Consider the following 23,904-nt stretch of genomic DNA (forward strand, 5'->3'; position numbering starts at 1 on the left):
CCTCGGCAGAGTTTTCCCGCCTAAGGGCGGGAAAATAAATCAAAATCTGTTTTTCCCGGGGACATGCGCATCGGGAAAAACACATCTCAGCCCGCAAGTGTGGAATCGGGTCGCCCTTTGACCCGATTCTGCATGCAGCGGGCTGCAATTTCTCTCAAAAATGCTGGCATTTTTGAGAAACGTGTCGAACTGGTTCGACACGCGAAATACCCCGGACCGGGAGAACCCGGTCCGGGGTATTTGGTGCAAAGAGATCAGCGGACTCGCTTGCGGGCCGCCGCAACCACAGCCAGGCAAGCAGCACAGACCAAGAGGGTCAGAACGGGCACCATCACCCAGTTCCCATCTCCGGTCTGAGGCACACTCTCCGGCTTCTGGGTGGCATCCGGCTTGTCCGTGGTTTCGGGCTTGTCGGTGGCGTTGGGGGTCTCACCACTCTCGGTGGTCAGACCACGGATGGCGGTGTCCAACTGAGCCACAGCGGCGTCCACCGTCTTCTGGTCGTCCTCGGTGAGGCTGTTGTCCGCCATCACGATCTGAGCGTTGGCCAGAGCGGTGCGGAAGGTGGCCACGCTCTCGGCGGTGTAGCCGGACAGGTCCAAGCTCTCAGCCTTGCCGATGAGGTCTTCCAGGATGGACTTGTTAGCCTTGAAACGCTGGGCCAGGATGGCATTGAGCAACACCTGAGCGGCGGGCTGCACGTCCTCCTCCATGGCGTCGCCGTCGGCCATCACGTCCTTGGCAGCCGCCAGGGCGCCCACCAACTCCTGCCAGTGGTCGGCCACATATTTGTCAGCGTTGGCAGTCATGTCCTCCGCCTTGGCGATCAGCTGCTCCAGCATGGCCTTGTCGCCCTGAGTGAGGCCCAGGCCCCAGATACCCTCCAGCAGGGCGTCCCAAGCGGCGTTGACATCCTCCTGAGAGGCGTTTTCATCCGCCAGAACTACCTTGGCATTGGCCAGTGCCTGTTCAAAAGCAGCCTTGGCAGTGTCGGTGACACCCTCGGTGGAGAGCGTCATGGCGTAGTCATAGGTCTTTTGCAGCAGGGTCTTGTCCACCTGGCTGGGCTCGGGGGTGGGCTCCGGCGTAGGCTCGGGAGTGGGAGTAGGTGTAGGCTCCACAGGCAGATTCTCCATGGCCTCGGTGAGGGCTGCGGCGCTGTTCTCCACCTCGCTGCGAGTAGCCAAGGGGCTGCCTTGGAGGGCACGGGCCAGCACCACGGCCTCAAACAGCGCCTGCTCCTCCTGAGTGTCCTGAGAAGTAAAGGTCAGGCCCTTTTCGGCCACGATTTCCTCGGCCTGGGCCAACAGCGCCTGGAGCTCTGTCTTGTCCACCTGCTCGTAGACCAGCATCTCCTGGAGCTTGTACACACCGCTGGACTGGTTACCCTGCATCTTCACAAAGCGGGCCTCCACCGCCTGGTCCAGCTTCACGGTCTGGCGGGCGGCGGTGTTGCCGGAGACCACCTTGGCCTCGGTCCAGGTCTCCCCGTCCAGAGAGGTCATAATCTTGATGTCACGGCCCACGCCGTCGGCTCTCCACTGGAGGTCCACCTGGGAGATGGTGCGCACCTGGCCCAGGTCCACGGTGAGGGAGCTGTCCCCGTGGTCGCCCTGCCAGTAGGAGTAGATCTCCGAAGAGGCATCGTCGTCGCTGGTGAAGGTCTCGCCGTCCACCGCCTTCATGGCGATGCGGGTGCGCTGCACTCCGTTGTCCTGGCCGGAGGCGTCGCTGCTCTGGTAGGAGTCGCCGCCGGCGTAGGCGTCCTGGGCCACGTTCACCAGGCCGTCATCGGTCCCTGCCACCTCCTGGGCAGACAGGGCCTTGTTGTACACCTTCAGGTTGGCCATCTGGCCGTGGAAGTCCTGACCGATCTTCTCCAGGGGCAGCAGCACCGAGGAGTAGAGGGTGGACACCGCATTGGGGGTCACGCCGTCCTGGTCCTGCTTCTGGGACAGGAAGGTCACCAGCTGGCCGTTGACATAGAGTCGGGTGGCCTGGAAGGTGCCCACGATGGTGATGTTCACCGCGGTGCCGTCGGTGGGCACCTGGTAGCCAAAGTCACGGGTGAAGTAGTTCACATCCGCACTCAGGTTGCCATTGTGTCCCGCCACCTGGATGCGGCCGTCATAGCCGGAGAACAGGGAGGATTCGGCGGTGTTGGCCTCACCATCTTGGACAGAGAGCTTCAAATCAAAGGAGACGGTGTAGGGATAGGACAGAGTCTTCAACGGGGTCTCCAGGAGGGCGGAGCCGTCGAAGGTGAGCCAGCCGTCCTCCACAGCGCCGCCGGTGAGGGTGGCGTCATAGCCGTTGCCGCTGGCGTCATACACCTTATCTCCGTCCTTGGAGACATTCTGGAAGTTGTAGTCCAGCACCAGGGAGCTGGCGCTGTCCACCTCCATGGCGATCTGGGTTCCGGGGCCCTCGGCCAGACGGGCAGCACGCAGCTCGTACTCAGGGAAGGTATCCTCCTCGTCGGTGCCGCCCCAGGTCTTTTCGCTGAGGATGGACACGGTGCGCAGCACCCGCTGGTGGATGTCCTGCTCGGTCATGCCCTCCTGGCTCTGGTCGCCCCAGACCACGCCCTTGGCGCCCACCAGGTTGGGCTCACCCACCAGGGGGTTGTTGCCGCCGAACATGGTGGGGTTCCAGTCGTAGAACAGGTACTCGGCGTTGGGCACGTCTCGGTTGGTGCGGCCGGGGTTGGCGTACAGGAAGGCGTCCCGGCAGTTGATGACCTGATACCCTTCGGCCACACGCTGGGCGGCCTGGTCATAGGCGGTGCTCCAGATGTCCAGCTGGTAGTCCTCCGCCAGCTCCTGGGCGGTCTTGCCCAGGGCGGTCTGAGCGGTGGCAAAGCTGCCGGTGCTGGCGCCCCACATGCGGATTTTGGTGTCCTCACCCAGGTTGTTCTGGATGGTCTGGCGCATGGTGTCGGCAAACTTGGCAAAGGCATCGTTGGTGGCCTGGTTGTGCACCCAGTACTCATCGGCGCCGATGTGCACCACGTCCGCGTTCACCACCGGGTCCTCCCCACGGGTGTACTCGTCCCACAGGGTGGAGGCAAAGCGCAGGGCCCGCTGGCTGTTGGGGCCGGTCAAGTCCAGCAGCTCCAGCTGCTGGCCCAGGCTGGTGGTGCTGGGGGCCAGCATGGTGCCCCCGGCCAGCCACTCAATGTTGTCCGGGTTCTCAGCGGCGTACTTGTTGTACAGCAGGGAGTGACCGGGCATGTCCAGCTCGGTGAGCACATACATGCCCATGTCCTCGCACATCTGGGTCAGCGCCCGCCACTGGTCCTTGGTGTAGGTGGGGTTGCCCTGATAGTCCTCGTTGTTGTTGTAGTAGTCGGAGTTGATGAGATCGGCAGGAATGCCTGCATGCTTGGTCTCCGAGGTGAGGCTGGGGAACTCCTCACTCTCCAGGCGGTGGAAGCCGGAATGAGTCTCAAAGGAGGAGGAGCTGATGTTGGCGTTGTCGTTGTCGTTGACATGCAGGTGGAACTCGTTCATCTTGTACCACAGCATGATCTTGGCATAGTCCTGGAGCAGCTCATAGCGGTAGGGGGTGCGGGCCACGTCCAGCATGATGCCACGCACCTCATAGGCGGGATAGTCCCGCATGATGCCCTGGGGAATGGACACATGGTCCTGGGCCTGCCACAGAATCTGCTCGGCGGTGATGGTGCCATACAGGCATCCGGTATAGGTGGGGGCATAGATGTGCAGCCCCTGGTCATTGGTCACCATCAGGTAGCCCTCCTCCCCCAGGTCATAGGCGGCGGGGTCGGTGAGAGACTCCAGATAGATGTCGTGGGGCCCGGTGGGGGCGGTGCCTGTCTCCACCGTCAGGGTGATGCCGGAGATCTCCTCCACATCGGTCACCAGGTTCTGGGCCACCTTGTCCAGGCCCACATTGGCCTTGTCGTTGAGGATGACCTTGGAGTCCGCGGTGAGGGTAAAGCTGCCCTCATAGCCGTACCACTCCTGGACGGTGGGAATGACCTCGGGCTTGGGGTTGGGGTTGGTCACCGTGGGGAACCACTCAGTGGGATAGTTGGAGGAGTGGTCGGGCACGGTGACGGTGACATTCTTCTGGGCATAGCTGGTCTCGTCTCCCCGGTCGGTAAGGCGCAGCAGCAGCGTCACGTCCCGAGCGCCAATGTTCCACGAGCTGATGGTGCCGTCATTGGCCACCACGTTCTCCAGTTCGCTGCCCCGCACCACCAGGTCCGCCCCGGAGATGGTGGGCAAAGTGATCTGGGTATCTCCCAGGCTGGGATTGGACACAGTGACTTTATTCAGTGCTCCATCCACGTCCACAGGGGGGTGAACGTCGGGATTGGTGCCCATGAGCGCAACCTCGGCAATGTTCACATTGTTGCCGCCGGGGGCCTGGGCGTTGGTCTTGTGGATGTACAGCCGCACATACCGGCCCAGCTGGGTCTGACCCAGAGCGGGCTGGGACGTGGTGGTGATGGTGTCGGTATAGCTGGCAGGGTCTGCGATGTTCTGCCCCTCTCCGTTGACCAGAGTGGAATTAGCCGAAGCTCGGCTGACATAGGCCACCCGCTGCCAGGAATCGGCATCCTCCGGGGTGTCGGTGGTCTGGAGCTCATATTCCATGGCCCACACCTTGTTGCTGGCATAGGTGATCTTCACGGTCTGAAGCTTCGAGCCGGTGGCTCCCAGGTCCATCTGGAGCCACTGAGGGGTCTGGAGCTCCTGGTCCTTGGAGTTGTCGGTGACCTTGAAGTCCTTCAGGTCCGGGGAGTTCCACTGGGTGGTCTTGGAGCCGTCCACCGCATTGGATGCGGAGGTCCCCTCCACGGCCCCGCTGGCCGTCACCGGGCGGTTGAGGGCCAGGTTCCAGGGCTCCTCGGTGGGTTCTTCCGCCTCTTTGGCATACACCTGAATCTCCCGCAGGCACACGTTGTTGCCGGGAGCGGCGGTGTTCACCTTTTCCACATAGAAGCGCACATACCGCTCCACTGAGGCCCCCTCTGCCAGGGCGGGGGTGGTGTCCGAGGTGATGGTGTCGGTGTTGGCCGCGGAGGCGGGGGTGGTGTTCCCCGTCTCGTCGGCGATGTTCTGGCCGCTGCCGTTTTTCACCGCTCCGTCAAAGGGGGAGCGCTCCACCCGCACCAGGGTGGTCCAGGCGTCCTCTGTCCCGTTGTCCGAAGAGGTCTGAATCTCGTACACCATGGGCCACACCTTCATGTTGTACCACAGCTGAACCCCCGCCACCTCCACGGGCTGGGTCACGCTCTCCCCCAGGTCTACGGTGAGCCACTGGGGGGTCTGGGCATCGGTGGGGGTCGCACCGCTGGTCTTCATGTCGTCCGAGGCCCACTGATAGGTCTCCTGGGTGATGCCGTCCACAGCATAGTGGGCGGTGGACGCCCCCGAGGACACAAACACCGGACTGTCCGGGGTAATCATGGCGGTACCCTCTACGGCACGGGCCGCCGCCTTGGTATCTCCACCTGTGTCTGCCGCAATGGCCTGCAGGGGCAGACTGCTGGCCAGGAAGAGGGCGGACAGCGCCAGGCTGAGCACCTGTTTTTTCTTCATTACCTTCATTTCCTTTCCTCCCTTGTCAAATTTCGCTTCCACTTGTCTGTTTTAGTTTAGCACATTTTACAATAAACGCAAGGTTTTCTTTTCGTTCTCTGTCATTTTGCGGTGGATTTTTCATCCACATACATACAACTTCGGATTTCATTGACACAGGCCCCCAGGTCGGGTATCATTACAGGAAAGGACATGGGACGGTGCGTCTCCCTTGTCCCTGATACTTTTTGGGGTGAATCAACATGAAACAAAAGAAAACACACAACCAGCCGCAGGCGAAGTCTTCGGGCTTTCTCTTCAACTTCATCCTGTTTCTGGGCTTCGTATTTGCCGTCAGCGCCGTTGGCATCTTCATCTCCGGCTATTCCAACTTCCAGACCCAGTGGGACCAGACCGAGTGGACCGTTGCCACTGCCCAGGTGGTGGAGGTCACTGACTCCCAGGTGAATGGTACCACGGTGTATGAGGTGGAGTACCAATATGAGGCAGGAGACACCACCTACACCGGCACCGCTCAGCGCTCCAGCGACGATCTCAAGGCTGGGGACTCCCTGACCATCAAATACAATCCCGACAGTCCCGATGCCTCCACGGCCAATCTGGCCGTGGACATGGCCTTTATCATTCAGGCCAGCATATCCGCCGTGCTGGCGGTGATCTTCCTCTATGGTCCCTCCCTCTACAAAAAGAAAAAGCAGGGCGGCCCCGTTCGCCGTCTTCCCCTGCGCTAAAGGAACATCCCGCTCTGGATAACCAGAGCGGGATGTTCACTTCTTACGATATTTCTTCATGCGCTTGCGCAGGCAGGCCATGGCGTCGGACAGCCCGCCCAGGTGGTCAATGAGCCCCAGCTCCACTGCCTGCTGGCCGTAGACGATGCTGCCCATATCGGCAGCCATCTCCTGTGTGTTGAGCATTAGCTTCTCCAGTCGCTCCCGGGTGATGGCGCTGTTGTGGGTGACAAAGTCCAAAATCCGCTCCTGCACCCGCTGGAAGTAGTGGAAGGTCTGGCTGACCCCGATGACCATGCCGTTGAGCCGCACCGGGTGGATGGTCATAGCACCGGAGGGCACAATGAAGGACTCCTTGGCGGACACCGCCAAGGGCACCCCGATGGAGTGGCCGCCCCCCAGCACCAGGGACACCGTGGGCTTAGACATCCCGGCGATCATCTCCGCAATGGCCAGCCCCGCCTCGATGTCGCCCCCCATGGTGTTGAGCAGGATGAGCAGCCCGTCCACCTCATCGCTCTCCTCCACCGCTGTGAGCAGGGGCAGCACGTGCTCATACTTGGTGGTCTTGGCCCCCTCCGGGGCCTCCTGGTGCCCCTCGATCTGGCCAATGATGGTGATGGTCTGAATGGTCCCGCACCCGGTCTTCACCATGGAAGCCCCCAGCTCGGTGAGCTGTTGCTGCTGTTCCTCCGCAGGCTGTGTTCCCCCGCTGTTATCCTCTTTTTTCATGCAAAAGCACCCCCTTCCCGGATAGTATTTCCAGGAATGGGGTGCTTTATCCTGCAAACGGCAAAAAAGCCTCGCAGAGTTCGCACCCGCAGGTGCGAAACATCAGAATCCGTTTTTCCCGGGGACATGCGCATCGGGAAAAACACCTCTCAGCCTGCAAGTGTGAGTTTTGCCCGCCCCTGGTGGGCAAAATCTTGCGCGCAGCAGGCTGCAACTTCTCCGTTTAAAAGGCTTTGCCTTTTGAACGGAAATCTTAGCCCTCGTACAGAGCCCGGCAGGCTGCGTAAGTCATGTAGCAGTCCAGCTTGGACACGGTCTCAAAGGGAGAGTGCATGGACAGCACGGGCACGCCGGCGTCCAGGGTGTCGATGTTGCGGTTGGCCATGTAGCAGGCCACGGTGCCGCCGCCGCCCTGGTCGGTCTTACCCAGCTCAGCCATCTGCCACAGAACCCCACGGTCGTCCAGCAGGCGGCGGATATAGCCCACAGCCTCAGCGCCAGCGTCGGAGCAGCCGCCCTTGCCGCGGGCACCGGTGTACTTGCTCAGGCCCACGCCGTAGTTAACGAAGGCGGAGTTGTTGCGCTCATAGACCTCAGCAAAGTTGGGGTCGAAGGCGGCGGTGACGTCGGAGGACAGGCAGAAGGACTTCTCATAGCAGGCCCGCAGAGGCACGTTCTGGCTGTCGCACAGGTCCTCCATGAAGGTGTCAAAGAAGGCGGACTGCATGCCGGACACACCCTCAGAGCCAATCTCCTCCTTGTCGGCCAGCACGCACACGGCGGTACGGCAGGGAGTTCCCTCCAGGTCCAGCATGGCCTTCAGGCCAGCGTAAGCACACACCCGGTCGTCGTGGCCGTAAGCGCCCAGCAGGGTACGGTCAAAGCCGATGTCAGTGGCGTTGAAGGCAGGGACCGCCTCGATCTCGGCGGAGATGAAGTCGGCCTCGGTGATGCCGTACTTCTCATTCAAAATCTGCATCACAGCCAGCTTCACCCGGCCGTCGCCCTCGTCGTCCTTCAGGGGGCGGCTGCCCACCACCAGGTTCAGGCTCTCAGCAGGAATAGCCTCGCCCAGGGGCTTCTTGGACTGGTCCGCACCCAGGTGGGGCAGCAGATCGTTGATGGTGAACTGGGGATCGCCGGGGTTGCCGCCCACGGACACATTCACCACAGAGCCATCCTTGAGCACCACCACGCCCCGCAGCTCCAGGGGGATGGTCACCCACTGGTACTTGCGGATGCCGCCATAGTAGTGGGTCTTGAGGAAGGCGATCTCGCTGTCCTCATAGAGGGGGGTGGGCTTCAGGTCCAGACGGGGGGCGTCGATGTGGGCAGCCACAATGGACACGCCCTGATCCAGGGGGGCAGAGCCGATGACCGCCAGGTTGATGCCGCGCCCCCGGTTGACCCGGTAGACCTTCATGCCGGGAACCAGCTCCATACCCCGCTCCAGGGGCACAAAACCGGCAGCCTCAATGAGCTCCACGGTGTAGTCCACACAGGTGCGCTCGGTCTTGCCCTTATCCAGGTAGACCTTATAGCCCTCGCAGTAATCAAAAATGGCGTGCTCGGTGGCCTCGTCCACCTTGTCCCAGCCGTTCTTCTTCTGGTTGAGCAGCTGCTCCCGGAGCAGCTTTCCCTTGTTGTTCTCTTCCATGGGTATAACCTCCTATATGTTTATCTGTGCAATATATGGGCAAACAACGCCGTGGCCTGCTGTTCCAGCTGCCCCGGGTCGTCTCCGTCGTTGTGTAAGGTGTACTGGCAGTGGGTCTGGAAAAACTCCGCAGGCTTCTGAGCCTCCACCCGCTTGCGGGCATAGGTCTCGTCGATGCCGTCCCGGGCCATGATGCGCCCGATGCGGGTCTCCGCCTTGGCCACCACCGCCACGGTGATGTGGCAGATGTCCGCCACTCCGCTCTCAATGAGGGCAATGGCGTCCACCACCGCCATCTGCTTTCCCTCCGCCTGGGCCTGGTCCAAACGGCGCTGGATTTCCAGCTGGATATAGCGGTGGGTGATGGCGTTCAAATCCTCCAGGGCCTGGGAGTCCCCAAACACCCTGGCCCCCAACTGCTTTCGAAGCAGCACACCCTGGTCATCGTAGATGTCCGGGCCAAACCGCTCTTGCAGCGCCTGGCGCATGGGCTGACTGGACACGGTGAGGTCATGGTAGATGGCGTCGGCGTCCAACACCGCCGCCCCCATGCCCTCCAGCACGTGGAGCACGGTGGTCTTGCCCGCCCCTGTGGGCCCGGTGAGGCCAATGATGGTGAAGCTCATCCCTCCACCTCACAGCCCAGGGCCTGCTCAATGGCCTCGCGGCTCAGGCCGCCCTGGCGGAGGATGCGGAAGGGTTTTACGGTCAGGTTCACAATGGTGGACTCCACCCCCACCGAACATGGGCCGCCGTCCAGCACTGCCCCAATGCGGCCGTCCAGCTGCTCCAGCACCTGGGAAGCGTTCTTGGGGCTGGGGTGGCCGGAGATGTTGGCGGAAGGACAGGCCAGAGGATGGCCCAGAGCCCGGATAACCCCCAGGGTGTCCGGGTGGTCGGGGCAGCGCACCCCCTGAGTGGTGCCCCCGGCGGGAACGATGGAGGGCAGGGTGCCCTTGCCCCACAAAATCATGGTCAGAGGGCCAGGCCAGAAGGCTTTGGCCAGGGTGTAGGCCTCAGTGGGAATGTCCCGGCACACCCCTTCCACCATGTCCATGCCGTCCACCAGCACGTTCAGGGGCTTCTCCTCCGGGCGGCCCTTGGCCTCGTAGTTGGCCCGCACCGACTCCTCGATGTAGGCATCCGAGGCCAGGCCGTACACCGTCTCGGTGGGCACCGCCACCAGCTCCCCCGCTGCCAACAGCTGGGCAGCCTTGGTCACCTCGTGGGGAGCCAAGGTCTGGGTCTCAGGTCGACCCAGCACCAGGGAGAGGAGCTGTCCGGGCCGCTCCACCAAGTGGTGGGCCCCCTCCTGCTCCAGTTCAGCACGGCTTCGGAACCCCCACAGCACCCCGCAGGTGTCCAGCTTGCCGTTTTTACCGGTGCGGATGTCCACGTTGCTGTCCCCCACAAAGAGGGTGGTGTCCGGCTTGGCTCCCATCTGCTCCATGAGGGCATAGAGCAAGGTAGGGTCGGGCTTGGTGGGCTGGTCGGGCAGTGCCCCCTGGATGTGGGTGAACACCCCAGGGTAGTACCGCTCCATCACCGCCCCAGCCAGAGAGTGGGCCTTGTTGGTGAGCACACCGATGCCCACCCCCGCCTGCTTTAAGGCGTCCAGAACCTGGGCCATCCCCCAATAGGGGGCGGTGAGGTCCTCTTTGTGGGCCCCGTAGTAGTCCATAAACTGGGCCAGAGCCTCCTCCAGCTCCTCCTGGGATGTGCCTTGGGGGGCAAACCGCTCCACCAGCTTGGGGATGCCGTTGCCCACCTTGGTCTTGTAGGCCTCCACGGTGTGGGTGGGCCAGCCCCGCTGGGTGCACACCCAGTTTCCGGCGTTGGCCAGGTCGTCAATGGTGTTGAGGAGGGTTCCGTCTAAGTCAAAAATCACATGGGTATACATTTCTCTAGCCCTCTCCTTGTTTCAGCCGCTGGGCCCGGTCGGCGGTGATGAGCCCGTCGATGATCTCGTCCAGATCTCCGTCCATGACAGCGTCCAATTTGTATATGGTCAGCCCGATGCGGTGCTCGGTGAGCCGCCCCTGGGGGAAATTGTAGGTGCGGATGCGCTCGTTGCGCATGCCCGAGCCCACCTGGCTGCGCCGCTGGTCTCCGTATTCCTCCGAAATGCGCTGCTGCTCCTGGTCGTAGAGCATGGAGGCCAAAATGCGCATGGCCTTCTCCCGGTTCTGGAACTGGCTGCGCTCCTGCTGGCACTCCACCACTGTGCCCGTGGGCTTGTGGATGAGGCGCACCGCCGAAGAGGTCTTGTTCACATGCTGACCTCCGGCGCCGGAGGCCCGGTAGACCTGCATTTCCACATCGGCGGGATTGAGCTGCACGTCCACCTGCTCCATTTCCGGCAGCACCGCCACGGTGGCGGTGGAGGTGTGCACCCGGCCCCCAGATTCCGTCTCCGGCACCCGCTGCACCCGGTGTACGCCACTCTCAAATTTCAGCCGGGAGTAGGCCCCGTCCCCGGAGATGGTCAGAGAGATGTCCTTGACGCCTCCCAGCTCGGTCTCGCTGATGCTGTTGACCTCCACCTTCCACCCCCGCTTCTCCGCGTACATGGTGTACATGCGGGTAAGAGAGTGGGCAAAGAGGGCGGACTCTTCCCCGCCCACTCCGGCACGAATCTCCACAATCACGTTTTTGTCGTCGTTGGGGTCCCGGGGCAACAGCAGCTCCCGGATGAGCTGCTCCAGGCGCTCCAGTTCTTCCTTGGCTTGGGCCATTTCCTCCTGGGCCAGGTCCTTAAAGTCCGGGTCGGAGAGCAGCTCCTCCGCTCCCCGCAGGTCCTCCCCTGCCTTGCACCAGCTGCGGTAGGCGGTGACCAAGGGCTCCAGCTCCCGCTGCTCCTTGTTGAGCCGGGACACCAGGTCCGGGTCTTCATAGGTCTCGTTGGCAGCCAGACGGGCCTCAATTTCCCCGTACCGCTGCTCAATGCCTCTGAGTTTGTCCGTCATGTTCTCACCCCTTGGCCTCTTCCAGCTGGGCAGCCAGGGTCTCCCACTGGGTATACAGGTGGGCCAGCTCGTCCTCCAGGCGGCTGCGCTCCTCGTAGAGCTCCTGGGCCTTGAGGTAGTCGCTGGCGGCAGCCTCCAGCTCACCCGTGAGCTCGTCCAGGCGGATCTCCGCCTTTTCCACCGCCCGCTCCGCACTCCGTACCTGCTTTTCCAGCTCCTTGGTGCCGCCAGAACGCTTGGGTTTCTCCTCCGCCTTGGGCTTTTCCGGCTGCACCTGGGCCTTGGCGGCGTTTTTCAGCTGGGCCTGCCGCTCCCGCCAGGCCCGGAACTCCCCGTAGGTGCCCCGGAAGTCCTGAATCTTGCCGTCTTCCAGCATCCACACACGGGTGGCAAACTTCTCGATAAAATAGCGGTCGTGGGAGACAAAGAGCAGGTTGCCCCCGTACTCCGCCACCGCCTCCTCCATCCACTCTCTGGAGTCAATGTCCAGGTGGTTGGTGGGCTCGTCCAGCACCAGGAGGTTGATTTTGCTGTCCATGAGCATGCACAGCCGCAGCCGGGACTGCTCACCGCCGGACAGGGTGGACACGGACTTAAACACGTCATCCCCCCGGAACCGGAAGGAGGCCAGACGGTCCCGGGCCTCCTGGGTGGTGCAGTTCTGGGCGTAGAGCATGGTGTCCACCAAGTTGCGCTCCGGGTGATCGAAGTGGATGATCTGGGGCAGGTACCCCACCCGGATGGAGGGGCCCAGGTAGATGCTGCCCTGGTCCGGGGCCTCCTCCTCCATGAGGATTTTCAGGAAGGTGGACTTTCCGGTGCCGTTGTCTCCCAACAGGGCGATGCGCTCGCCCCCCGCCACTTCCAGATTCAAATCCGAGAAGAGGGTACGGTCCCCGAAGCGCTTGGACAGCCCGGTGACCACCATGGCCTCGTCTCCGTGGAACTCCCGCTCCCCAAACCGGGTGGTCATCTTCTTCTCCCGGGTGGGCTTGGCGGTGGTGTTCATGCGCTCAATGCGCTTTTCCATGTTGATGGCCCGCTTGTACTGCTTATCGTTGCCCTGGAAGGCCCACAGGCGCATCTGCTGGGCGGCCTGCTCCAGCTGGGCGATCTTGGCCTGCTCCTTCTCATACTGGCGCAGCCGCTCCTGGTACCGCCGCTCCTTCTCCTCCACGTAGAAGGTGTAGTTGCCGGAGTACAACTCCGCCTTGCCGTCCTGGAGCTCCACCACCCGGCGCACCACCTTGTCCAGGAACCATCGGTCGTGGGAGATGGCCAGGACGGTGCCGGGGAAGTGCTCCAGATACTCCTCCAGCCATTCGGTGGCGTTGAGGTCCAAGTGGTTGGTGGGCTCGTCCAGCAGGAGGATATCCGTATCCTCCAAGATGAGACGGGCCAGGTTGATGCGGGTCTTTTCGCCGCCGGACAGGGCGGAAAAGAGCCGTCCTCTCATATCCTGGTCAATGGCCAGGCCGTTGCACACCTTGTTGAGCTGGGTCTTGGTGTGGTAACCGCCCCCCGCCTCAAAGGCGGCGGTGAGCTTGTCGTAGCGTTCCATGACGCTCTGGGTGGGGTGGTCCCCCATCTTCATCCCCAGCTCGGCCAGCTCCCGCTCGATGTTGTGCAGGCGTTCAAAGGCAGTGTCCAGCACGTCCTCCACGGTGTACCCCTCGGGGTAGACGGGAATCTGGGAGATGAGGCCCACCCGCTTGCCGGGGGCGATGGTAACAGTGCCCTCGTCCGCCTCCACCTCGCCGGTGATGATGCGGAAGATGGTGGTCTTGCCGGCGCCGTTGCGGCCCAGCAGGCCCACCCGCTCCCCGGTATCCACCTGGAGGGAAAACCCGTCCAGGATTTTTCTGCCCACTTCAAATTCTTTGACCAGGCCGGTCAACTGTATATCAATCATTCCGTTCTCCTCGTCCACCGGCCTCTAACCCATTATTACTTCTGGGTCTGGGCCGTCAGATAGTCTACAATCTTCTCAAAAGCCATGGACCGGGAGGCCTTGACCAGAATGGTCACCCCCGCTCGGATTTCCCGGCTCAGTGCCTCCTTGGCCTCCTCCAGGTCATGGAAATAGGAGACCTGCTCCTGGCTCATGCCCGCCTGGACGGCTCCCTGGGCCATGTGCTTGGCCAGGTCACCAATGGCGATGAGCCGCTCCACCCCGGCCTGGGCAAAGTAGCCGCCCACCGCCTGGTGGAACATAGCGCTATTGGCGCCCAGCTCCTTCATGTCTCCCACCACGGCCACACGGCGGCGGTCCTTGGCGTCGCCCAGCACGGCGGCAGCTGCCCGCATGGACTGGGGATTGGCGTTGTAGGCGTCGTTCAAAATCACCACGTCCCCAGGGCAGTTGACCACATTCATCCGCATCTTGGTGGGGAGGAACGCCCGGATGCCCCGGGTGATCTCGTCGGCCTCCATGCCGAACAGCTCGCCCACCGCGGTGGCCATGAGGGTGGGGTAGATCATATGGGTGCCCAGGGCGGGGATATCCGCCTGGAACTTGCTGTGGGGGGTCTTCACCTGGCAGGAGATGTGGCTGGCTCCGTCGCTGTCAATGTCAAAAGCGGTGTAGTCCAGCCCCTCCCCGCTGCCCACCATGTAGGTGGTCTGGGGCAGCTTGCCCTTGAGGGTGGAAAGCATGGGGTCGTCCCCGTTGAGAATGGCGGTGCCATCCGCCTTGAGATGGTTGAAGATTTCACACTTGGCGGCAAAGATGGCCTCCCGGCTGCCCAGGTTCTCAATGTGGGAGTCCCCCACATTGGTGATGAGGGCCACATCCGGCTCCACCAGCTCACTGAGGTAGTCGATCTCCCCGGCGTGGTCCATGCCCATCTCCAGCACACAGATCTGGTGGGTGTGGTCCAGGCGCAGCAGGGTGAGGGGCAGGCCGATGTCATTGTTGAAGTTGCCCTCGGTTTTCAGCACCTTGTACTTGGCCCCCAACACCGCCGCCACCATGTCCTTGGTGGTGGTCTTGCCCACCGAGCCGGTCACCGCCACAAAGGGGATGTGGAACATCTCCTTATAGTACCGGGCCAGGTCCCGCAGGGCCCGCTGGGTGGATCGCACCTTGATGTAGAACTTCCCCGGCAGGTAGCTCTCCCGCTCCCGGGCGGTGATGCACCCCACCGCCCCCTGCTCCAGGGCGCTGTTGATGAAGGAGTGGCCGTCAAACCTCTCCCCCTCCAGGGGAAGGAACAGGCAGCCCTGTGGGACACTGCGGCTGTCGGTGCACACCTCGGTGACCGTCTGATTCAGGTCGGCCTCCCCTCCGATGAGGGTGCCGCCCACTGCCTGGAGTAGCTGCGCCAATGTCAAAGCTTCCATCTCTTCTTCTCCTTTACTGGTCCTCAGTGTCCCGCCTTGCGGGCCTGCAAGGATGCCTCAATGATGCGCTCGCACAAGGTGCCGTAGTCGATGCCCACCACAGCCGCCTCCTGGGGCAGCAGGCTGGTGGGAGTCATGCCGGGCAGGGTGTTGATCTCCAAGAACCAGGGGGTGCCGTCCTCGGTGACAATGAAGTCCGCCCGGGAGTACACCGCCAGGCCCACCCCGTGGAACACCTTCAAAGCGGCCTCGGCCAGCCGCTGCTCCCACTGCTGGGGAATCTGGGCGGGACAGATCTCGTCCGCCGCCCCAGGCTGGTACTTGTTCTCATAGTCATAGAATCCCTCTTTGGGGATGATCTCAATGGACGGCAGGGCCTTTCCCTCCAGAATGCCCACCTGGATTTCCCGGCCGGACACGTACTGCTCCACCACACAGCGGCCGCCCAGCTCCAGCCCCTCTTCCAGAGCAGCCTGCAGCTCCTCCTTGGTGCGGGGAATGGACACGCCGATGGAGGAGCCGTAGTCCACGGGCTTGACCACGCAGGGCACTTCCAGACGCTCCACCAGGCCGGGGATGTCCGCTGCGGTATAGTCCACCAGCTCCCAGCTGGGGGTCTGCACCCCCAGAGGGGCCACGATGCGCTTGGTCAGGTCCTTATCCATGGCGATGGCGGAGCCCAGGTAGTTGGACCCGGTATAGGGGATGCCCATGAGGTCCAGGGCGGCCTGCACCCGGCCGTCCTCGCCGCAGGCTCCGTGGAGGGCCAGGAACACCACGTCCGCCTGAGCACACAGCTCCAGCACTCCGGGGCCGAACTGGCTGGCGCCCTCGTCAGTGCGAGAGGCCTTCACCTGCTCCAGGTCGGGGGCCACCCGGCCCACCCGGGTCAGCTCCTCATCCAGAGGTGCGTCAAACAGGGTCTCCACCGGGGCGTGGGTGCCCAGGAACATATCCACAAAGGCCACCTGGTGCCCCCGCTGGCGCAGGGCGGTGCACACCTTGCAGCCGCTGGACAGCGAGACATTCCGCTCCGGGCTCAGTCCGCCCGCCAATACCACAATCTTCATGACCATTCTCCTTTATCGGTGGAATCACTCCATGGAACATTCGGTCCCTACAAAGCATTCACTCTTCTCTTCATAGGTATGACTCCCAGGCCTCGTTTATCCCGGGGATACCCATATTAGCAAATTATTATATCACTTTGCCCCGGTCCAGGCAAGAGGTGGGTTTTTCTGAGAAAAAGAAAAACGGACATGACCTTGGTCATGTCCGTTTGGCAGCGGATGAAGGATTCGAACCCTCACGAACAGAGTCAGAGTCTGGTGTGCTACCATTACACTAATCCGCTATGTTTGTTCGTTTGTCTTGTGCTTCGTTTTGCGCCGCTCGCTTGAGCCTTGCTTAGTATAGCACGTATACGAAAAATGTCAACCCCCTTTTTTCGATTTTTTGAAAAAAATTTTGTGCCCCCCAAGTTGGGGGGCACAGGACACTCGTTAGGCATAGAAGGAGTGGCCGCCAATGGTGGCCACATAGGCACGGTTCCGGGAGGCGTAGCAGTCCAGGCCTGCCCGGTTGAAGAACAGAGCGTTATCCAGCACCACCGCTCCGTCCAGCACCAGCTTGGCAGCCACCACGCTCTCCCAGTTGGGGTCGCGGTGAATGGAGCCGCTGGAGGCAGGGCTAAACTGATTCTTCTGGAAAATCACGCCCTCCACCGTGTTGGGGAACTTGTAGCTGGCCACGCGGTTCATCACCACGTTGCCCACTGCGATCTTCCCCGCCATAGGTTGATTGCCGCTCTCCGAATAGATGATGTGGGAGAGCCAATAGAGATCATTGCTGTTGTAATAGGCACTGCCAGGGGTGATATAGCCCTGGCCCTCCTGAGTGTACAGGCGGATGTACCCGGTGGCATCGTCCCGAACCAGCTTCAGGTTCAGAATCTCAGCCAGGGTATCCACGGGAATCGCCAGATCCCCGTTCAGGTTCACCACACCCTGGTCCAGATAGAGATAGCGGTCGTTGGCCACCACATAACAGGCGCCGTCGTACACCGACATCTGCAGAGTCTCCTGGGTCGCCGGGTCGGTGGCGGACACGGACACACCGCCGTCCACCTGCTCCACCACAGCCTGGGGCTGGGCGGCAGCCAGGAAAGATTTCACGGTTACGTAACACTCTCCCCCGATCATCTCACGCCCCACGTTCAACAGTGCGACGGAGTCAAGATACAGGCCAATGCCCTGGGGGTGCTGGATGTTCTCTGCGGCCTGCCGGGCCACGATCGCCTCGGCAGAAACCACGGCCATCAGTTCATCTGCGCTGCCCAACTGCTCGACGACAGCGGGCTCAGAAACCTGAGGCTGAACTGCTTTACTGGGCTGGATCAATGTGCATGCCATGAGTGTCGCCAGCATTGCGCTGGTCACCTTCACATTCATTCAATCGCTCCTTGTTTCAATTTGTTGTCAAATTGTAACCGTATTGTAACCCATTTTAAACCGCTTTGCAACCCTTTTGCTCCGTCATTTTGACTAAACATCTCGCCCCTTTCAGGCAACATACACACAGGTCATCTAAATTTTGACCATATTTTCCCGTTTTTGTGCGTTTTGCACACAAAAATATAGAGAACGATTTTCCGGGTCAGGACCCGCTCCAGCTGTCTTCTCTCCCTGCCTTCTGGTGGGGTCACTGGGGCAAAAAACAGAAAAGGCGGAAGCGGCCGTAAAACAGCCGCTTCCGCCTGGAATGCCTTCCCTATAATACGCCGCGCTTACTCACATCGAGCGTCTACCAATTTTCGCTTTTTCTCCAGAACATTTGCCTCTATGATTGCTGTGACCCCTGCCACTGCCAACACAGAACCGATGACGATGGAAGAAAGGGACGGCTCTAGTACATCGGTGGAGTACGCAGGATCATCGGGGTCGTACTTGACTTGTATGGTTTCACCCACCTGCATCCCCCTGTTCTGCTCAAAATTTCCACCGTATACTTGTCCATCAACTGAATACTGGTAATGGATCGTATACTCTGTATATGTTGTGTGACTATGTGTGGTTCTCCTCTCTTCATCCACATGCATGACTGTAGCATCTACCACAGGCCAATCCACCTGCTTTTGCCGCACCTGGTAATCGGCAATTCCCCCCCACAGGAACATCACCGCACAGATGATAACGAACATACCTAAAAATGCCAGAAACGGAGGCACCGCTTCTTTCAAATCCTTTTTACTGCGAATTTGCATACTCATACTTTTTACACTCCTAGAACCTGGCCATAATTTGTGAAAAGAGCGGAAGGATATGGAATAAGGAAAACCCCGAACGCAAAACGTTCGGGGTTTTGGCGGAGTGGGAGGGATTCGAACCCTCGGACGGTTTTTGGCCGTCACACGATTTCCAATCGTGCTCGTTATGACCTCTTCGATACCACTCCCTGTGGCCTCTGTCGGGTCAACGAAGGTCATTATACCAGATTCTCCGCCAATGTCAACACCTTTTTTCAAATTCTTTTTATTTTTTCTTCAGCCACTGGTTTAGGGTGCGCAGCACCACTGGAGACAGCAGCAACAGGGTGGCCAGATTGGGGATGGCCAACAGGCCGTTACACAGGTCCACCAGCTCCCACACCGCCGCCAAGTCTCCCACAGCCCCCGCCACCACGCACAGGGGAAACACCACATGGTACACCCCCAACACCAGGGGCGACTTGGTGAGGGTCTCCACCCCCCGACGCCCATAGTATCCCGCCCCCACCAGAGAGGTAAAGGCAAAAAGGGTCAGGCTCACCGTCACCATCCACTCCCCTGCCTTCCCCCACAGGGAGGCAAAGGCGGAAGCGGCCAGGTTGCTGCCCAGCATTTCCCGGGGAACCTCCCCGACCACAATCATGTTCTGAGCAGCCACGGGGTCGTAGACCCCAGAGGTGAGAATCACCAGCGCCGTGACCGTGCAGATGACCAGGGTGGCAAAGAACACCTCAAAGATGCCCCACATGCCCTGTTTTCCCGGGTGGTCCACCTGGGCACAGGCGTGGGCCATGGCGGACATGCCCACCCCCGCCTCGTTGCTGAACACCCCCCGGGCCAATCCGTAGCGCAGGGCAAGGCCTATGGAGTAGCCCCCCACCACCGCCTTGGGGGCAAAGGCATAGGTGACAATCTGCTCCATCACCTGGGGGAGCTTCTGGGCATTGACGGCAATCACCCCTACCCCGCCGCCGATGAAGATCACCGCCATCACCGGCACCAGTAGCTGGCTGAGCCGGGACACCCGGCGGATGCCCCCCATGAGCACCACCGACACCACCACTGCCAGCACCACTCCCACCACTTTCGGGGAAAGCCCCACGGACCGCTCCAGCGCGGTGGCGATGGAATTGGCCTGGGCCAGGTTGCCCCCCACCAGAGTCTCCGCCACGCACAGCAGAGCGTACACACAGCCCAGCCACCGCAGTTTCAGTCCCAGTTGGATGTAGGTCATGGGCCCGCCCCGCCACTGGCCCTTCTCGTCCTTCTCCCGGTATTGAATGGCCAGGATTTTCTCTGCGCACCCGGTCATCATCCCCAGCAGGGCGGACATCCACATCCAGAACACCGTCCCCGGACCGCCGAAGAAGATGGCCGCCGCCACACCCGCCACCGAGCCAGTGCCGATGGTGGCCGCCAAGGCCGTGGACAGAGCTTGCAGCTGGGTGACTCCCCCCTGCTCCGCCTTTTGCCGTTGAAACAGTGCCCCCACCGTGTGCTTCCACCACACCGGCAGACCGAAGATCTGGAAGAATCCTGTGCGCAGGGAGTAGTACAGCCCCACCGCCAGAAAGCCCACCAACAGCGGGCCACCCCAGAGCACACCGCTGATTTGGGATAAAAAAGCCATGTCCACACACCTCCTATCCAAGAAGGTATGCGGACATGGTATCCATTATGAAATCAGAGATTACGCCATGCCCCGTCTGTGGGACAGGTCGGCGTACCGCTCCACCGGGCGCTGCATGAGTCGGATGATGATAAACTGCACCGGAGCCATCACCGCAGCCTGTACCACACGGGCGCCCGCCACGGCCCAGTAGGGATTGTCCGTGAGCATGTGTCCCCACAAAGCCGCCAGGAAGATTCCGATGACCACGCGGTTGAACACCAAGGCCAGGGCCAGCTGCCACCACTTTCTCCGTCCCTCTTTCAGGGCCATGCCCAGAGCCACCCCGTGGAGGGCATTGTTTAAGGTGTAGCCGGGGAAATAGGGCCCGATGGGAAAGAGGATGGCACCCAGCAGGTCCGCTAAGGCTCCCATGACGCCGCCCCAGACCGGGCCAAACAGGGCGCCGCAAACCGCCAGAGGCACAAAGGCAAAGCTAAACTTGGTGATGGGGGTGGCGATGGAGAAGAACCGGGACAGCACCACCTCCATGGCCAGCAAAACGGCCACTTGGGCCAAGATCAGAACCGAAAACTTTTTATTCATGACAAATCTCCCTTTTTCGACAATACACAGGTGCGAATCTCTCCCACAGAGTACAGAGAGCCCAGGGCGCACACCAGCCCGTCCGCGACCGCCAGCTCCATGGCTTGCTCCACCCCCTGGGAGATGGAGGCGGCAGCATAGGCCGGCTTTCCGTAGGCCGTCAGTTCGTGGGCCAGAGTTTCAGCGTCCAGCGCCCGAGGGCTGGGGGGCGTGATGGTGACAAAGGCCTGGGCCAACGGGGCCACCAGCTCACACAGCCCCGCCCGGTCCTTGTCCTCCAGCACTCCCATGAGGAGCACCGGGGCTTTTCCCGGGAAATAGCGTTTCAGGTTGTCCGCCACCGTGGCAGCGCACTGGGGATTGTGCCCCCCGTCCACCACAAACCAGGGGTTACGGGACAGGACTTCAAATCGGCCGGGCCAGCGCACCCGCTCCAGCCCCTGGGCCAGAGCCTGGGGCGAGACGGGATACTTGGCGGAAATGGCCTCCAGGGTGGAGAGCACCACAGCGCCGTTGTGGCGCTGGTTGTCCCCCAGCAGAGGGACAAAGAGGGACTGACCCTTCCAGCTCCACCACTGCCCCTCCGGGCTCTCCCGGTCCAGGACCACGTCCTGGGCGCGGGCAATGGTGAGGGAGGCCCCGTGGGCCTGACAGACCTCACGCACCACCTGGGTGACGCTCTCCTTCTGCTCATAGAGGATGACGGGGCAACCATCTTTGATAACCGCCGCCTTCTCGGCGGCAATGGCCTCCACGGTATTGCCCAGCTGGGCGGTGTGGTCCAGGCCGATGTTGGTAATGACCACCGCCTGGGGGGCGGGGATGACATTGGTGGAGTCCAGGCGGCCGCCCATACCGGCCTCCAGCACCACGATGTCACAGCCCCGGCGACGGAAGAACTCCAGGGCCACACAGGTCACCAGCTCAAACTCGGTGGGATGCTCCTCCATCTGGTCGGCCAGCCCTCCCACCCAGGACGTGATGGCGGCCAGCTCGTCTCCGGTGATCTCCGCCCCGTTCACCGTCATCCGCTCTTCAAAGTGGTGGATGTAGGGGGAAGTGTACAGGCCCGTGGTATAGCCAGCGGCGGTGAGCACCGAGGCCAGCATGGCCGCCGTGGAGCCCTTGCCGTTGGTGCCCACAATGTGAATGAACTGGAGCTGCTGCTCCGGGTTGCCCATGGCAGCCAGCAGCTGCCGGGTGCGAGAAAGGCCGGGGCGGCTGCCCAGCCAGGAAAAGGAGTGGATATACTCCACTGCCTGTGCCCCTGTGGTCAGGGGCGGGTGTTTGTCCATAAAAATACCTCCTTTGCACGGGCAGCCCGGAAACGGGAACGCCGCACAAAGGAGGGACAATGGCTCCGCTATGCGGCAGCGGGATGCGGTGGGCACACTGCAAGCCTGGGGGGATTTCCCCTCGTGCTATTCGTCCGGCGGACAACTCCCCGTCCCGCCGGCACTGTCTCTCCCCCAAGGGAGAGCACCACACGTGCGCACCTACTCTGCCTGTTTGTCTGTCAGTGTACTCCTCTGCCCCGAAAATTGCAAGACAAATTTTCACCCCCGGCCATAAGGCCGAGGGTGAACGGAGTTTTATTCCACGGTAACCGACTTGGCCAGATTTCTGGGTTTGTCGATATCACAGCCCCGGTGCAGGGCCACATAGTAGGCAAACAGCTGGAGGGGCACCACGCCCAGGGAGGGCAGCAGCATGGGGTGGGTGTCGGGGATGAGCATCATGCCGTTGGCCACTTCCTCCATCCGCTGGGCATGGCTGGCGGTGGTGAGGGCCAGCACGTCCGCTCCACGGCTCTTCACCTCCACCACATTGCTCAACGCTTTGTCAAAGAGGGCCCCGTAGGTGCCCACCGCCACCACCAGTGTGCCGTCCTCAATCAGGGAGATGGTGCCGTGCTTCAGCTCTCCGGCGGCGTAGGCCTCGGAGTGGATGTAGGAGATCTCCTTGAGCTTCAGCGACCCCTCCAGGCCCAGGGCATAGTCCACGTTGCGCCCCATGAAGAAGATGGACTCGTGGTTGAAGTACTGGGAGGCCAGATACTGGATCTGGCTTTTCTGGGCCAGCACCTCCTCCATCTGGGCGGGGAGCAGGAGCATCTGGCCCAAAATGTCCCGGTACTCCTCCGTCTCAATGGTGCCCAGTCGCCGGGCAAAGTACAGCCCCAACAGGTTGAGCACCGCCAGCTGGGTACTATACGCCTTGGTGGTGGCCACGGCGATCTCCGGCCCGGCCCAGGTGTACAGCACCACATCAGACTCCCGGGCGATGGAGGAGCCCACCACATTGACGATGGCCAGCACCTTGGCCCCCAGACGTTTGGCCTCCCGCAGAGCGGCCATGGTGTCCAGGGTCTCGCCGGACTGGCTGATGACCACCACCAGGGTGTGCTCATCCACAATGGGCTCCATGTATCGGAACTCGGAGGCCAGGGCCACCTCCACGGGCTTGCGCAGCAGCCGCTCCAGGTGGTACTTGCCCACCATGCCCACATGGTAGGAGGAGCCGCAGGCCACAATGTACAGCTTTTGGAGGTCTCGGATCTCCTCATCGGTGAGGGCGAAGTCCTCCAGGTACACCTCCCCGTCCTGAATGCGGGGGAAGATGGTGCGGCGCAGCGCCTCGGGCTGCTCCATGATCTCCTTGGCCATGAAGTGCTCGTAGCCGCCCTTTTCGGCGGCGTCCACCTCCCAGTCCACCCGGGCGACCTCCTTGGTGATGGGCTGGAGCAGGCTGTTGTAGCACTGGATGCCCTGGGCGGTGAGCACCGCCACCTCCCCGTCCTCCATATAGATGACGTCCCGGGTGTGGCGGAGAATGGCGGTGACGTCAGAGGCCAGGAAGTTGGACTCCTCCCCCAGCCCCAAAATCAGGGGGCTGTCCTTGCGCACGGCGATGAGCTGGTCGGGCTGGTCGCAGCACAGGATGCCCAGGGCATAGGCGCCCTCAATGCGGTGGAGCACCCGGCCCACCGCCGCCAGCAGATCCCCCTCATAGAAGTATTCCACCAGCTGGGCCACCACCTCGCTGTCCGTCTCAGAGACAAAGGGCACCCCCTTGGCCTGGAGGAAGCTTTTGAGCTGGGCATAGTTTTCGATGATGCCGTTGTGCACCACCGCAATCTTGCCGCTGTGGCTGACATGGGGGTGGGAGTTGGTGTCCGAGGGCGCCCCGTGGGTGGCCCAACGGGTGTGACCGATGCCGATGGTGCCCGGAATGGCACGTCCGCCCTGGATCATGTCCGAGAGTACCTGCAAACGTCCCTTGGACTTGGCCACCCGCACCTGTCCGTCATGGTATACCGCCACTCCGGCGGAGTCATACCCTCGGTATTCCAGGCGGGACAGGCCGTCCAACAAAATGGGCGCCGCCTGCTCCCTCCCCACATATCCTACAATTCCACACATA

At 61.7% G+C, this 23,904-nt stretch carries 16 protein-coding genes, 2 tRNA genes and 1 riboswitch; of the genes, 1 reads left to right on the forward strand and 17 read right to left on the reverse strand.

Annotation, left to right across the window (positions count from 1 at the left end):
• Window positions 1–254: 254 nt before the first annotated feature.
• Window positions 255–5,582 carry a discoidin domain-containing protein gene (locus B5F12_RS00975; RefSeq protein ID WP_087228893.1) on the reverse strand — a complete coding sequence of 1,776 codons (5,328 nt, stop codon included), beginning with the start codon at window positions 5,580–5,582 and terminating at the stop codon, window positions 255–257.
• A gap of 233 nt (window positions 5,583–5,815) precedes the next feature.
• Here B5F12_RS00975 and B5F12_RS00980 point away from each other — a divergent pair, with 233 nt between their 5' ends.
• Complete coding sequence (locus tag B5F12_RS00980) at window positions 5,816–6,304, forward strand: DUF3592 domain-containing protein (RefSeq protein ID WP_087228896.1); 489 nt, start codon at window positions 5,816–5,818, stop codon at window positions 6,302–6,304.
• A gap of 36 nt (window positions 6,305–6,340) precedes the next feature.
• On the opposite strand, the gene B5F12_RS00985 is transcribed toward B5F12_RS00980, so the two are convergent.
• The 16 genes from B5F12_RS00985 to glmS form a co-directional block, all read right to left on the reverse strand.
• Window positions 6,341–7,036, reverse strand: coding sequence for an ATP-dependent Clp protease proteolytic subunit (locus B5F12_RS00985; RefSeq protein WP_087228899.1), 696 nt, complete (start codon window positions 7,034–7,036; stop codon window positions 6,341–6,343).
• Between the two features lie 253 nt (window positions 7,037–7,289).
• Window positions 7,290–8,693, reverse strand: a complete 1,404-nt coding sequence (locus B5F12_RS00990; RefSeq protein WP_087228903.1) for an aminopeptidase — start codon at window positions 8,691–8,693, stop codon at window positions 7,290–7,292.
• 20 nt (window positions 8,694–8,713) lie between these two features.
• Window positions 8,714–9,319 (reverse strand): dephospho-CoA kinase, encoded by a 606-nt coding sequence (gene coaE / locus B5F12_RS00995; RefSeq protein ID WP_087228906.1) that lies wholly within the window; start codon window positions 9,317–9,319, stop codon window positions 8,714–8,716.
• The gene (locus tag B5F12_RS01000) at window positions 9,316–10,593 is read right to left on the reverse strand and encodes an L-threonylcarbamoyladenylate synthase (protein ID WP_087228909.1); all 1,278 of its coding nucleotides are present in this window, start codon (window positions 10,591–10,593) and stop codon (window positions 9,316–9,318) included. Before B5F12_RS01000 ends, coaE begins: the two co-directional genes overlap by 4 nt.
• Before the next feature lie 4 nt (window positions 10,594–10,597).
• Window positions 10,598–11,659 carry a peptide chain release factor 1 gene (gene prfA, locus B5F12_RS01005; RefSeq protein ID WP_087228912.1) on the reverse strand — a complete coding sequence of 354 codons (1,062 nt, stop codon included), beginning with the start codon at window positions 11,657–11,659 and terminating at the stop codon, window positions 10,598–10,600.
• A gap of 4 nt (window positions 11,660–11,663) precedes the next feature.
• Entirely contained in the window at window positions 11,664–13,571 is a 1,908-nt protein-coding gene (gene abc-f / locus B5F12_RS01010; protein ID WP_087228915.1) for a ribosomal protection-like ABC-F family protein, read from the reverse strand.
• 35 nt (window positions 13,572–13,606) lie between these two features.
• Window positions 13,607–15,001, reverse strand: coding sequence for a UDP-N-acetylmuramoyl-tripeptide--D-alanyl-D-alanine ligase (gene murF, locus B5F12_RS01015; RefSeq protein ID WP_087228918.1), 1,395 nt, complete (start codon window positions 14,999–15,001; stop codon window positions 13,607–13,609).
• 23 nt (window positions 15,002–15,024) lie between these two features.
• Entirely contained in the window at window positions 15,025–16,071 is a 1,047-nt protein-coding gene (locus B5F12_RS01020) for a D-alanine--D-alanine ligase (protein ID WP_087228921.1), read from the reverse strand.
• A gap of 210 nt (window positions 16,072–16,281) precedes the next feature.
• A tRNA-Gln gene (locus B5F12_RS01025) sits at window positions 16,282–16,355 on the reverse strand.
• Between the two features lie 148 nt (window positions 16,356–16,503).
• Window positions 16,504–17,451, reverse strand: coding sequence for a cell wall hydrolase (locus B5F12_RS01030; RefSeq protein WP_087228923.1), 948 nt, complete (start codon window positions 17,449–17,451; stop codon window positions 16,504–16,506).
• Window positions 17,452–17,786: 335 nt separating this feature from the next.
• Complete coding sequence (locus B5F12_RS01035) at window positions 17,787–18,269, reverse strand: DUF3592 domain-containing protein (protein ID WP_087228926.1); 483 nt, start codon at window positions 18,267–18,269, stop codon at window positions 17,787–17,789.
• 93 nt (window positions 18,270–18,362) lie between these two features.
• Window positions 18,363–18,454: transfer RNA gene (locus B5F12_RS01040), tRNA-Ser, on the reverse strand.
• Window positions 18,455–18,531: 77 nt separating this feature from the next.
• The gene (locus B5F12_RS01045) at window positions 18,532–19,896 is read right to left on the reverse strand and encodes a sodium:alanine symporter family protein (protein ID WP_087228929.1); all 1,365 of its coding nucleotides are present in this window, start codon (window positions 19,894–19,896) and stop codon (window positions 18,532–18,534) included.
• Between the two features lie 60 nt (window positions 19,897–19,956).
• Window positions 19,957–20,481 (reverse strand): folate family ECF transporter S component, encoded by a 525-nt coding sequence (locus B5F12_RS01050; RefSeq protein ID WP_087228932.1) that lies wholly within the window; start codon window positions 20,479–20,481, stop codon window positions 19,957–19,959.
• The gene (locus tag B5F12_RS01055; RefSeq protein ID WP_087228935.1) at window positions 20,478–21,776 is read right to left on the reverse strand and encodes a folylpolyglutamate synthase/dihydrofolate synthase family protein; all 1,299 of its coding nucleotides are present in this window, start codon (window positions 21,774–21,776) and stop codon (window positions 20,478–20,480) included. The genes B5F12_RS01050 and B5F12_RS01055 overlap by 4 nt, the downstream gene beginning before the upstream one ends.
• A 74-nt stretch (window positions 21,777–21,850) precedes the next feature.
• Window positions 21,851–21,987, reverse strand: a riboswitch (THF riboswitch).
• 86 nt (window positions 21,988–22,073) lie between these two features.
• Window positions 22,074–23,903: a glutamine--fructose-6-phosphate transaminase (isomerizing) gene (gene glmS, locus B5F12_RS01060; protein ID WP_087228939.1), complete on the reverse strand. Its 1,830-nt coding sequence runs from the start codon at window positions 23,901–23,903 to the stop codon at window positions 22,074–22,076.
• Window position 23,904: the final 1 nt, after the last annotated feature.

The sequence above is a fragment of the Pseudoflavonifractor sp. An176 genome, from assembly GCF_002160435.1.
Taxonomy (GTDB): Bacteria; Bacillota; Clostridia; order Oscillospirales; family Oscillospiraceae; genus Enterenecus; species Enterenecus faecium.

Excerpts from the sequence above, each read along its gene's own strand:
- B5F12_RS00975 (WP_087228893.1), bottom strand. The coding sequence starts at position 5,582 with ATGAAGGTAATGAAGAAAAAACAGGTGCTCAGCCTGGCGCTGTCCGCC.
- B5F12_RS00980 (WP_087228896.1), top strand. The coding sequence starts at position 5,816 with ATGAAACAAAAGAAAACACACAACCAGCCGCAGGCGAAGTCTTCGGGC.
- B5F12_RS00985 (WP_087228899.1), bottom strand. The coding sequence starts at position 7,036 with ATGAAAAAAGAGGATAACAGCGGGGGAACACAGCCTGCGGAGGAACAG.
- B5F12_RS00990 (WP_087228903.1), bottom strand. The coding sequence starts at position 8,693 with ATGGAAGAGAACAACAAGGGAAAGCTGCTCCGGGAGCAGCTGCTCAAC.
- coaE (WP_087228906.1), bottom strand. The coding sequence starts at position 9,319 with ATGAGCTTCACCATCATTGGCCTCACCGGGCCCACAGGGGCGGGCAAG.
- B5F12_RS01000 (WP_087228909.1), bottom strand. The coding sequence starts at position 10,593 with ATGTATACCCATGTGATTTTTGACTTAGACGGAACCCTCCTCAACACC.
- prfA (WP_087228912.1), bottom strand. The coding sequence starts at position 11,659 with ATGACGGACAAACTCAGAGGCATTGAGCAGCGGTACGGGGAAATTGAG.
- abc-f (WP_087228915.1), bottom strand. The coding sequence starts at position 13,571 with ATGATTGATATACAGTTGACCGGCCTGGTCAAAGAATTTGAAGTGGGC.
- murF (WP_087228918.1), bottom strand. The coding sequence starts at position 15,001 with ATGGAAGCTTTGACATTGGCGCAGCTACTCCAGGCAGTGGGCGGCACC.
- B5F12_RS01020 (WP_087228921.1), bottom strand. The coding sequence starts at position 16,071 with ATGAAGATTGTGGTATTGGCGGGCGGACTGAGCCCGGAGCGGAATGTC.
- B5F12_RS01030 (WP_087228923.1), bottom strand. The coding sequence starts at position 17,451 with ATGAATGTGAAGGTGACCAGCGCAATGCTGGCGACACTCATGGCATGC.
- B5F12_RS01035 (WP_087228926.1), bottom strand. The coding sequence starts at position 18,269 with ATGAGTATGCAAATTCGCAGTAAAAAGGATTTGAAAGAAGCGGTGCCT.
- B5F12_RS01045 (WP_087228929.1), bottom strand. The coding sequence starts at position 19,896 with ATGGCTTTTTTATCCCAAATCAGCGGTGTGCTCTGGGGTGGCCCGCTG.
- B5F12_RS01050 (WP_087228932.1), bottom strand. The coding sequence starts at position 20,481 with ATGAATAAAAAGTTTTCGGTTCTGATCTTGGCCCAAGTGGCCGTTTTG.
- B5F12_RS01055 (WP_087228935.1), bottom strand. The coding sequence starts at position 21,776 with ATGGACAAACACCCGCCCCTGACCACAGGGGCACAGGCAGTGGAGTAT.
- glmS (WP_087228939.1), bottom strand. The coding sequence starts at position 23,903 with ATGTGTGGAATTGTAGGATATGTGGGGAGGGAGCAGGCGGCGCCCATT.